Genomic DNA, 9,428 nt, shown 5'->3' on the forward strand with positions numbered 1-9,428 from the left:
AACGCAAAAAACCAGCGGTCCCTAAAAGGACCGCTGGAAATTAGGATTAAGGATTATACCCTAAATCTTAATGTACGTCTTTCCAGTACTCGCGATTGAGCAAGTAGGCGAAGACGAAGAAGATGGCCACGAAGATCAGCACGAAAATACCAAGACGCTCGCGCTCAACCTTTACCGGGTCACCCATGTAGGACATGAAGTTGGTCAGATCCCACATCGCCTGATCGAATTCAGCACCTGTCATGCTGCCTTCAATGGCGTACTCAGGACATGCATCACTGTTATTGATGTTGCCACTGAGCGGCTCAACATTTGGCTTAACGCCAATATTGGGCTTAACCGCACACAGACCTTGCAGGCCAACCATCACATGAGGCATACCAACGAGATCGAAGACCACGTTGTTCACGCCCAGGGGACGGCTGTCATCTTTGTAGAACCCACGCAGGTAGGAATAGACCCAGGATTCGCCACGCAGACGAGTCTCCAGAGTCAGGTCAGGTGGTGGCGCACCAAACCAACCTGCAGCCATACCCTTGTCCATGGAGTTCTTCATCAATTCACCGATCTTAGCGCCGGTAAAAATCAGATTCTCTTCATACAACGCTGCCGGGATTTCCAGATCATCAGAAACACGCTTGTAGCGAGCGTACTCCATAGAGTGGCAACCCATGCAGTAGTTGGTGAACAACGCGGCACCACGCTGCAAAGATGCTTTGTCGGTGTGGTCCGGAGTCATCTCATCCAGAGGAACCGCCGCACCCGCTGCCAGCCCGAGAGCCGGCAGGATCGCTATGAAAAGACCAAATATCAGCTTTCTCATTATCCTGTCACCCTCTCTGGCACTGGCTTGGTTTTCTCCATACGCGTATAGAACGGCATGAGAATAAAGTACGCGAAGTACAGCACGGTCAGGATCTGGGCAACAGTGGTTCGACCTTCCGTTGCTGGAACGATACCCAAGTAACCCAATACCACAAAGCTGATCGCAAAAATCGTCAGTGCGATTTTGCTCAACCAACCCTTGTAGCGAATTGACCGAACCGGGCTTCTATCCAACCAAGGCAACACAAACAGGATTGCAATGGCCGCACCCATAACAACAACACCCCAGAACTTGGCATCCAGACCAAACAGGTCAACGGTTACCGCACGCAACATCGCGTAGAAAGGCGTGAAGTACCACACCGGAGCAATGTGTTCCGGGGTCTTCAGGTTGTTAGCCGGCTCGAAGTTTGGCTTCTCGAGGAACAGGCCGCCCATTTCGGGGAAGAAGAACACCACGATAAAGAAGATAAAGAAGAACACCGCCACACCCAGCAGGTCGTGCACTGAGTAGTACGGATGGAACGGGATACCGTCTTTCGGAATGCCGTTTTCATCTTTGTTTTTCTTGATGTCAATACCGTCAGGGTTGTTTGAGCCCACTTCGTGCAACGCCAGGATGTGCAACACAACCAGCGCCAGCAAAACAATCGGCAGCGCAACAACGTGCAGCGCGAAGAAGCGGTTCAGTGTGATACCGGAGATCAGGTAATCACCACGAATCCACAACGACAGATCTTCACCAATCACCGGAATAGCGCCGAACAGGTTAACGATAACCTGGGCACCCCAGTAAGACATCTGACCCCATGGCAGCAGGTAGCCCATAAAAGCTTCCGCCATCAGCACCAGGTAAATCAGCATGCCGAAGATCCAGATCAGCTCACGAGGCTTCTGGTAGGAGCCATACATCAGGCCGCGGAACATGTGGAGGTAAACCACCACGAAGAAGGCAGAAGCCCCGGTAGAGTGCAGATAGCGCAGCAACCAACCCCATTCAACATCGCGCATGATGTATTCAACGGAAGCGAAAGCACCTTCGCCGGACGGGTTGTAGCTCATGGTCAACCAAATACCGGTGACCAACTGGTTAACCAGTACAAGCATGGCCAGAGAGCCAAAGAAGTACCAGAAGTTGAAGTTTTTAGGCGCGTAATACTTCGCCAGATGGTTATTCCAAGCATCGACAATAGGAAGACGCTCATCTACCCAATTTATAAACTTCTGCATTACGCTGCCTCCGGATCAAGACCAATCGTCAAGGTCGAATCATTATCGAACCGGTAGGGCGGCACTTCCAGGTTCAGAGGAGCTGGCTGCCCGGCAAGTACGCGTCCGGACAAATCGAACTTGGAGCCGTGACATGGGCAAAAGAACCCACCTAGCCACTCTTCACCCAGATCTGCCGGCGCCACTTCTGGACGATAGGTAGGAACGCAACCAAGGTGCGTACAAATACCTACCAGAACCATAAATTCCGGCTTCAGAGAGCGGGAAGCCCCCTTAATGTATTCCGGCTGCTGACTGGCTGCGGTTGATTCTGGATCTTTCAACCGAGGGGTCATTTCCTCAACGCGATCCAGCATATCTTTGGACCGGCGCACAACCCACACAGGCTTGCCTCGCCATTCAACAGTTACCTGCTGACCTGGCTCAATTTTGTCGACATTCATTGTTACCGGTGCACCGGCTGCTTCCGCTTTTGCGCTGGGGTTCCAGGACGCTACGAAAGGAACAGCTGCACCGACGACGCCGACACCACCTACCACGGATGTGGCACCGATTAGAAATCGGCGCCGACCTTGGCTCACGTCGCCATTACTCATTATGGTTTTCTCCCATCAGGCGAGGCACAGACGCGGAAACACCGATACTGCGCTTCGAAAAGGACTTCACAACCCAAAATTATAAGCGAGGAAATGGTAATGAAATTAACCTTCGCTTACAAGTTAGAAAGGCCCAGTGCCGGGCTTATCCCTGCGCCAGATCAAAATTTTTTACGGTCCTCAGACACAAAAAAACCCGACCAAAAGATCGGGTTTTCCATCGGCACAAGGTGCAGATTAACGCTTGGAGAACTGCGGACGCTTACGCGCTTTACGCAGACCAACCTTCTTACGCTCAACCTTACGTGCGTCACGAGTAACATAACCCGCTTCGCGCATTGAAGGACGCAGTGTTTCGTCGTAATCCATAAGGGCACGAGTCAGACCGTGGCGAATTGCGCCTGCCTGACCACTGATACCACCACCCTTAACAGTGATATTGATATCGAAACGATCTTCAGAACCCGCAACAACCAGCGGCTGACGCACGATCATTCGAAGAGTCTCACGACCGAAGAATTCTTCGATTGTGCGACCGTTGATAGAGATGTTACCGCTTCCCGGCTTGATAAAAACCCGAGCCGTGGATGACTTGCGGCGACCAGTACCGTAATTTTGTGCTACAGACATATTCGCCTTCCGTTAAATGTCGAGTTCTTTGGGCTGCTGGGCGGCATGCGCATGCTCAGCGCCGGCGTACACTTTCAGCTTCTTGAACATGGCACGGCCAAGCGGACCTTTCGGAAGCATGCCTTTCACAGACTTCTGAATGATTTGCTCGGGAGCCTTGTCAACCAGCTTCTCGAAATTGATGGATTTGATTCCACCTGGAAAGCCGGTATGGCTGTAATACATCTTATCAGATGCCTTGTTGCCGGTAACCTTCACCTGGCTGGCATTGATAACAACGATATAATCGCCAGTGTCCACATGAGGGGTATACTCAGGCTTATGCTTGCCCCGCAGACGAAGGGCGATTTCGGTTGACAGACGACCCAGCGTCTTGCCGGCTGCGTCTACAACGTACCAGTCACGTTTTACAGTTTCTGGTTTCGCACTCAGAGTCTTCATTGATTCCGCCTTGAACGCTAAAAGAAACGTTAAAAACCACCACCGGTACATGCAAGGCATCCGGGGGAGGTCCATACCTAGTTTGCGCTGGCACTATTCGGGGCTGAGATAGTGACATCGCCTTGAAAAGCCAGGGCGCGAAGTATACTCGAACCCTGAGAGAAAGCCAACCCTAAGCCCCTTTGTCTCGTAAATCCCCTACTCAGCGTTTAATCTGGCGCCAATACCGTCGGCGCCAGGCCGTAGAGTTTACCCGCATTTTCCATCAATACCCCGGCAAGCCACGCCTTGTCTTCTCCCCGCAGTTCAGCCAGCTGACCAAAGATAGCCGGAATATAAACTGGCGAGTTCTGCCCCTTCGGGACCCCCGCAGGTGACATATCCGGAGCATCGGTTTCCAGCACCAAGACGTCTGCCGGCAAGCGCGAAACCACGTCTCGCGTTTTCTTTGCCCGCTCGTGGGTGATCACCCCACCCACTCCAATATAGCAGCCCAGCTCGATAAAGTGGCAAGCCTGCTGATAGCTTCCCGAAAAGCCATGAATCAGCGCCCGCCCCTGCCAACGCTCGGCACGCAACAGGGCGGCTACTTGATCGTGAGCTTTTACAGAATGGATTACCAGCGGCAGATCAAAACGAGAAGCCATTTGAACTTGCGCGGCAAACCAAGGCTTCTGTTCATCGACGGAGCCGCGCAAAGCATCCAGGCCACACTCGCCTACTCCCAGACAGCCCCGCTCTTTTCTCTCGAGCGCTGCCTCCAAGGCACTTAAATCTCCCTCGTCGTGCTCGCCCACAAACCAAGGATGAATACCCAAACAGTACCATAGCCCCGCCTCGGGCTTTGATAAAGACACCAACCGCCCCCAATCGGCCCGCCGAACCCCGGGCATCACCAGGCCTCTTACACCCAGCGCGTTTAAATCCGCCAACACTTCATTCCGGCGCCCATCAAACTCCGGGAAATCGAAATGGCAATGGGCATCGAACAGACGCATGCACGGCTCCGTAAGGGTGCGTTAGTGCTCTCGGGTTTTATGGAACTGAATATCCGGGTAGCGCTCCTGGGCCAAACTCAGATTCACCATCGTTGGCGCGATATACGCCAGCCGGTCACCACCGTCGAGTGCGACATTTTCCTGATTCTTACGCTGAAACTCTTCCAGCTTGCGCTCGTCATCACAGGTTACCCAGCGAGCAGTCGCCACGTTGATCGGCTCATATATAGCCTCAACCTTGTACTCGCTCTTCAATCTTGCAACCACCACATCAAACTGCAGAACACCGACGGCACCGACAATCAGGTCGTTGTTTTTAAACGGCCGAAACACCTGAACCGCGCCTTCCTCGGAAAGCTGGATCAATCCTTTCTGCAGCTGTTTGGCCTTCAACGGATCTTTCAGGCGAATCCGGCGGAACAATTCCGGTGCAAAATTCGGAATACCGGTGAACTTCATGTCTTCGCCGGCCGTGAAGGTATCGCCAAGCTGAATGGTTCCGTGGTTATGCAAGCCAATGATATCGCCGGCAAATGCTTCCTCAGCATGCTCACGATCGCCCGCCATAAACGTTAACGCATCAGAGAAACGAACGTCTTTCCCGATCCGGACGTGACGAGCCTTCATACCCTGCTTGTAACTACCAGAGACAATCCGAACAAACGCAATTCGGTCACGATGTTGAGGATCCATGTTCGCCTGGATCTTAAATACGAATCCGGAAAAGCCATCCTCTTCCGGCTCTACCGTCCGCACATCGGTCGCACGAGGCTGAGGCGTTGGCGCCCAATCCACCAGGCCATCGAGCATATGGTCAACACCAAAGTTACCCAGTGCCGTACCAAAAAATACCGGTGTCAGCTCACCGGCCAGAAACGCCTCTTGATCAAACTCGTGGGATGCGCCTTTCACCAGCTCAATTTCATCTCGCAGGTCTGCAGCATAGCCGCCAAGTGCCTCATCGAGCTCGGGGTTGTCCAAGCCCTTGATGACACGCCTTTCCTGAATCGTGTGGCCCTGCCCGGTTTGGTAAAAAATCACCTCATCGCGGATCAGGTGATACACACCTTTAAAGCTCTTACCCATACCAATCGGCCAAGTCACCGGAGAACAGGCAATTTTAAGAACGTCTTCGACCTCGTCCATCAGCTCGATGGGATCGCGAGTATCCCGGTCCAGCTTGTTCATGAAGGTCAGAATGGGGGTGTCTCTGAGGCGCGTAACTTCCATCAACTTGATGGTTCGCTCCTCTACACCTTTCGCACTGTCAATCACCATCAAACACGAGTCCACCGCGGTCAGAGTCCGATAGGTATCTTCCGAGAAGTCCTCGTGGCCCGGGGTATCCAAAAGATTCACCAGCTTACCCCCGTAGGGGAACTGCATCACCGAGGTGGTTACCGAGATGCCCCGCTCTTTCTCCATTTCCATCCAGTCAGATTTTGCGTGCTGGCCGGACTTCTTACCTTTGACCGTACCCGCTTTCTGCAGCGCCTGCCCGAACAGAAGTACCTTTTCAGTAATGGTGGTTTTACCGGCATCCGGGTGCGAGATGATCGCAAAGGTATGGCGCTTAGCCACTTCCTTCGATAGGTTAGACATATGACAACAGCCTGAATGGAATGGATGATAAACGAGGTATTATACGGGCTAGCGGGGGGTCAGGTGAACTGCAACTCCATGACCCTGGCATCCTCCCCACCGGAAGGACCGGGGTAATATTTTGGCCGGACGCCAATCTGCTGAAACCCTTCACTTCGATACAGCAATGTTGCCGCACGATTGCTTTTCCGTACTTCCAGAATCATGCATGCCAAGTCGTCTTCAATAGCAACCGCTATTGCACGCCGAAGCAGCTCGCGCCCCAACCCCTTACCTCGAAAGCCCGGATGCACACACACGTTAAGCAAGTGCGCCTCATCAAACTGATAACTAATGATCGCATAGCCAACGAGTTCGTTTTCGGAAACATATCCCCACGCCCGATAACTGTCCTTGAAACAGTCCCGGAAGATACCTTCTGTCCAAGGATGCGAATGCCCAAGCCGCTCCAATTCGATCACTCTCGGTAGATCGTCTTGGGTCAGCGGGCGTATGCCGGATTGGGCCGCTTCAATCGAGACAGTCGCTTGCTCGCCCTTCATAGAGCCGCTAACGGTTTAATCATTTGCCATAACTCTCGCTTCAGCTGAGGCTCTGATGCAAGCTTCGCCAAGCTGCCTGAAAACTGCACCGCAGGCGCCTTTCCCAGCGCATCCTCTATCCAATCCGCGCCGTTCCCCAAAACGATCACCTGCCGATCGCCACCTTTGCCATAACTCCCAGAGATTGCCTCCAACAAATGCTCAACGCGATTTAGGGAAACCTTCAGGTTGTTAAACAGTGGCCAATGAATGGCATCAAGCCTCTTAGACGAGAACTCACCCAAGCTTCTCAATATGTTCGTCGCCAATGTTTGTTGAAGCGACAAACTTGCATCCTCAGACATCTCCGCAAGCAACAAGAAGCGATCACCCTCCCATGCCTGAATGAACAAACGAGGCACAGCTTCAGGCCCATGAACGGAAACGCGCGCAGGCTCTTCCACTGGAACAGGAGCTTCTTCAGGGGATCCGGCTTTGCCTTCAACCGCTGTTTGTTGAGGCACGGGTTTAGGTGACTTCGGTGGCCGAGCCGAGCTTGAGGGGGCCTCAACCGCTGACATCAAACTCTGGAGATGCGCAATCTTGTCGCGACTGCGAGCCGCTTGCTCCGGATCGGTTTGCGCGGGTACCGCCGAGGCGGTCACACCAAGCTCTGGTGCGACCGTCTCATCATTGTCTTCACTGAAGTCGTACTCGGGACTGGGCGCGGCGCCTGGCAAAGGTTCACGCGCATACCACATCCTGACACCGGCGACGCCGAGGTAGAATTGCCTTGCCGCTTCGGTATGCATATCAACAAAACCCAATCGTTCGTCGTGAAGCCAACCGCCTGATATTAGACATCAGCAACCTGCGGATGCTGACGAATACCGCCCGACGTGACCAAATTAAGAGCCTCAATATAAGCTTTAGCCGATGCGATGATGATGTCGGTGTCTGCGCCTACGCCATTAACAATTCGACCGCCACGCTCAAGCCGCACAGTCACCTCACCCTGAGCATCTGTGCCACTGGTAATGTTGTTGACCGAGTAAAGCTGCAGGTTACAACCGGAATCAACCAGTGATTCGATCGCTTTGAAGGTTGCATCAACTGGCCCGCTACCTTCAGCACTTACTGTATGTTCGGTACCATCAACCGTCATGGTCAACGTTGCTTTCGGCACCACACCCGTTTCTGATGCTACGTTCATACATACCAGGCCATAGCGGCCGACTTCTTCTTTCTGCTTGGTATCACTGGCGATGGCCTGCAGGTCTTCATCGAATATTTCGTGTTTAAGGTCGGCTAATGCCTTGAAGCGGGTGAACGCTTCATTCAACTCGGTTTCAGTTTCAAACTGGATACCCAATTCCTGCAAACGCGTGCGGAACGCGTTACGGCCGGAGTGCTTGCCCATCACCAAACTGTTGGTATGCCAGCCGACATCCTCGGCCTTCATAATCTCGTAGGTTTCCCGGTGTTTCAGTACGCCATCCTGGTGAATCCCGGATTCGTGGGCGAACGCGTTCGCACCCACAATGGCTTTGTTAGGCTGAACAGGGAAACCTGTAATGGTAGACACCAAACGAGAGGCTGGAACAATGTGTTCAGCGTTTACTCGGGTATCGATGTTGAACAGATCTTTACGGGTACGTACCGCCATCACAATTTCTTCGAGAGAGGCGTTACCCGCACGCTCACCCAGGCCGTTAATCGTGCATTCTACCTGCCGCGCGCCGCTGGTTACCGCAGCGATTGAGTTCGCCACAGCAAGGCCGAGGTCATTGTGGCAGTGCACAGAGAAAATCGCCTTGTCGGCGTTAGGTATGCGGTTCAGCAGCTGACGTATCGTCTCTCCAAACTCTTCCGGTATCGCATAACCGACCGTGTCCGGAATATTGATGGTGGTTGCGCCCGCATCGATTGCCGCCTCAATAATGCGACACAGGAAATCCAGCTCTGAACGCCCGGCATCTTCGCAGGAGAACTCCACATCATCAACGTGGCTCCGCGCTCGTTTGACAGCTCGTACCGCTTGCTCGACGACCTCGTCCGGCTGCATCTGCAGCTTATGCTGCATGTGAATGGGCGAAGTGGCGATAAAGGTATGAATTCGACCTTGCGCGGCTGGGCGAATCGCCTCCGCAGCCCGGTCGATGTCTTTATCGAGAGCCCTGGCAAGACTACAAATCGTTGATTCTTTGATGGTTTCAGCAATGGTTTTGACCGCTTCAAAGTCACCCTGACTGGCGATAGCGAAGCCAGCTTCGATCACATCAACCCTGAGCTTTTCCAAGGCTTTGGCGATTCGAAGCTTTTCATTTTTATTCATCGTCGCGCCGGGGCTTTGTTCGCCGTCACGAAGAGTTGTATCGAAAATCACCAAATGATCAGGTGCAGCCATAGCCGGGCTCCCATCAGAAACTAAGTGTTATTTGTTGGCGTGAGTATACCACTTCTTAGTTTCAGGAGCGTACGCCGGAGAAAAGCCAGAAATGAAAAAAACCCCAGCCTCTTACGAAGCTGGGGTTTTCGGTATTAGGCGTCTGACGATGACCTACTCTCACATGGGCAAGTGCCAC

The 9,428-nt window shown here is 53.0% G+C and carries 10 protein-coding genes; all 10 read right to left on the bottom strand.

Annotation, left to right across the window (positions count from 1 at the left end; genetic code table 11):
* Window positions 1-67 precede the first annotated feature (67 nt).
* The 10 genes from MWU64_RS07815 to MWU64_RS07860 all read right to left on the bottom strand — a co-directional run bounded on the left by MWU64_RS07815 (window position 68) and on the right by MWU64_RS07860 (window position 9,250).
* Complete coding sequence (locus tag MWU64_RS07815) at window positions 68-823, bottom strand: cytochrome c1 (RefSeq protein ID WP_247063195.1); 756 nt, start codon at window positions 821-823, stop codon at window positions 68-70.
* Window positions 823-2,055: a cytochrome bc complex cytochrome b subunit gene (locus MWU64_RS07820; RefSeq protein WP_247063197.1), complete on the bottom strand. Its 1,233-nt coding sequence runs from the start codon at window positions 2,053-2,055 to the stop codon at window positions 823-825. The genes MWU64_RS07815 and MWU64_RS07820 overlap by 1 nt, the downstream gene beginning before the upstream one ends.
* The gene (gene petA / locus MWU64_RS07825) at window positions 2,055-2,651 is read right to left on the bottom strand and encodes a ubiquinol-cytochrome c reductase iron-sulfur subunit (RefSeq protein WP_247063199.1); all 597 of its coding nucleotides are present in this window, start codon (window positions 2,649-2,651) and stop codon (window positions 2,055-2,057) included. Before petA ends, MWU64_RS07820 begins: the two co-directional genes overlap by 1 nt.
* Before the next feature lie 237 nt (window positions 2,652-2,888).
* The gene (gene rpsI, locus MWU64_RS07830) at window positions 2,889-3,281 is read right to left on the bottom strand and encodes a 30S ribosomal protein S9 (protein WP_133006426.1); all 393 of its coding nucleotides are present in this window, start codon (window positions 3,279-3,281) and stop codon (window positions 2,889-2,891) included.
* A gap of 12 nt (window positions 3,282-3,293) precedes the next feature.
* Window positions 3,294-3,722, bottom strand: coding sequence for a 50S ribosomal protein L13 (rplM, locus tag MWU64_RS07835; RefSeq protein WP_114333849.1), 429 nt, complete (start codon window positions 3,720-3,722; stop codon window positions 3,294-3,296).
* A 209-nt stretch (window positions 3,723-3,931) separates the two neighbouring features.
* Complete coding sequence (locus tag MWU64_RS07840; RefSeq protein WP_247063201.1) at window positions 3,932-4,720, bottom strand: TatD family hydrolase; 789 nt, start codon at window positions 4,718-4,720, stop codon at window positions 3,932-3,934.
* A gap of 21 nt (window positions 4,721-4,741) precedes the next feature.
* Window positions 4,742-6,322 (bottom strand): peptide chain release factor 3, encoded by a 1,581-nt coding sequence (prfC, locus tag MWU64_RS07845; protein ID WP_247063209.1) that lies wholly within the window; start codon window positions 6,320-6,322, stop codon window positions 4,742-4,744.
* Window positions 6,323-6,381: 59 nt separating this feature from the next.
* Entirely contained in the window at window positions 6,382-6,864 is a 483-nt protein-coding gene (rimI, locus tag MWU64_RS07850; RefSeq protein WP_247063212.1) for a ribosomal protein S18-alanine N-acetyltransferase, read from the bottom strand.
* Window positions 6,861-7,655 (bottom strand): hypothetical protein, encoded by a 795-nt coding sequence (locus tag MWU64_RS07855; RefSeq protein ID WP_247063214.1) that lies wholly within the window; start codon window positions 7,653-7,655, stop codon window positions 6,861-6,863. The genes rimI and MWU64_RS07855 overlap by 4 nt, the downstream gene beginning before the upstream one ends.
* Before the next feature lie 44 nt (window positions 7,656-7,699).
* Entirely contained in the window at window positions 7,700-9,250 is a 1,551-nt protein-coding gene (locus MWU64_RS07860) for a 2-isopropylmalate synthase (RefSeq protein ID WP_247063222.1), read from the bottom strand.
* Between the last annotated feature and the right edge of the window lie 178 nt (window positions 9,251-9,428).

Source organism: Marinobacter sp. S0848L (assembly GCF_023016065.1).
Taxonomy (GTDB): Bacteria; Pseudomonadota; Gammaproteobacteria; order Pseudomonadales; family Oleiphilaceae; genus Marinobacter.

What these genes read in the sequence shown, in the direction of transcription:
- rpsI (WP_133006426.1), bottom strand. Translation starts at nt 3,281, where the DNA reads ATGTCTGTAGCACAAAATTACGGTACTGGTCGCCGCAAGTCATCCACG.
- MWU64_RS07820 (WP_247063197.1), bottom strand. Translation starts at nt 2,055, where the DNA reads ATGCAGAAGTTTATAAATTGGGTAGATGAGCGTCTTCCTATTGTCGAT.
- prfC (WP_247063209.1), bottom strand. Translation starts at nt 6,322, where the DNA reads ATGTCTAACCTATCGAAGGAAGTGGCTAAGCGCCATACCTTTGCGATC.
- petA (WP_247063199.1), bottom strand. Translation starts at nt 2,651, where the DNA reads ATGAGTAATGGCGACGTGAGCCAAGGTCGGCGCCGATTTCTAATCGGT.
- rimI (WP_247063212.1), bottom strand. Translation starts at nt 6,864, where the DNA reads ATGAAGGGCGAGCAAGCGACTGTCTCGATTGAAGCGGCCCAATCCGGC.
- MWU64_RS07860 (WP_247063222.1), bottom strand. Translation starts at nt 9,250, where the DNA reads ATGGCTGCACCTGATCATTTGGTGATTTTCGATACAACTCTTCGTGAC.
- MWU64_RS07815 (WP_247063195.1), bottom strand. Translation starts at nt 823, where the DNA reads ATGAGAAAGCTGATATTTGGTCTTTTCATAGCGATCCTGCCGGCTCTC.
- MWU64_RS07855 (WP_247063214.1), bottom strand. Translation starts at nt 7,655, where the DNA reads ATGCATACCGAAGCGGCAAGGCAATTCTACCTCGGCGTCGCCGGTGTC.
- MWU64_RS07840 (WP_247063201.1), bottom strand. Translation starts at nt 4,720, where the DNA reads ATGCGTCTGTTCGATGCCCATTGCCATTTCGATTTCCCGGAGTTTGAT.
- rplM (WP_114333849.1), bottom strand. Translation starts at nt 3,722, where the DNA reads ATGAAGACTCTGAGTGCGAAACCAGAAACTGTAAAACGTGACTGGTAC.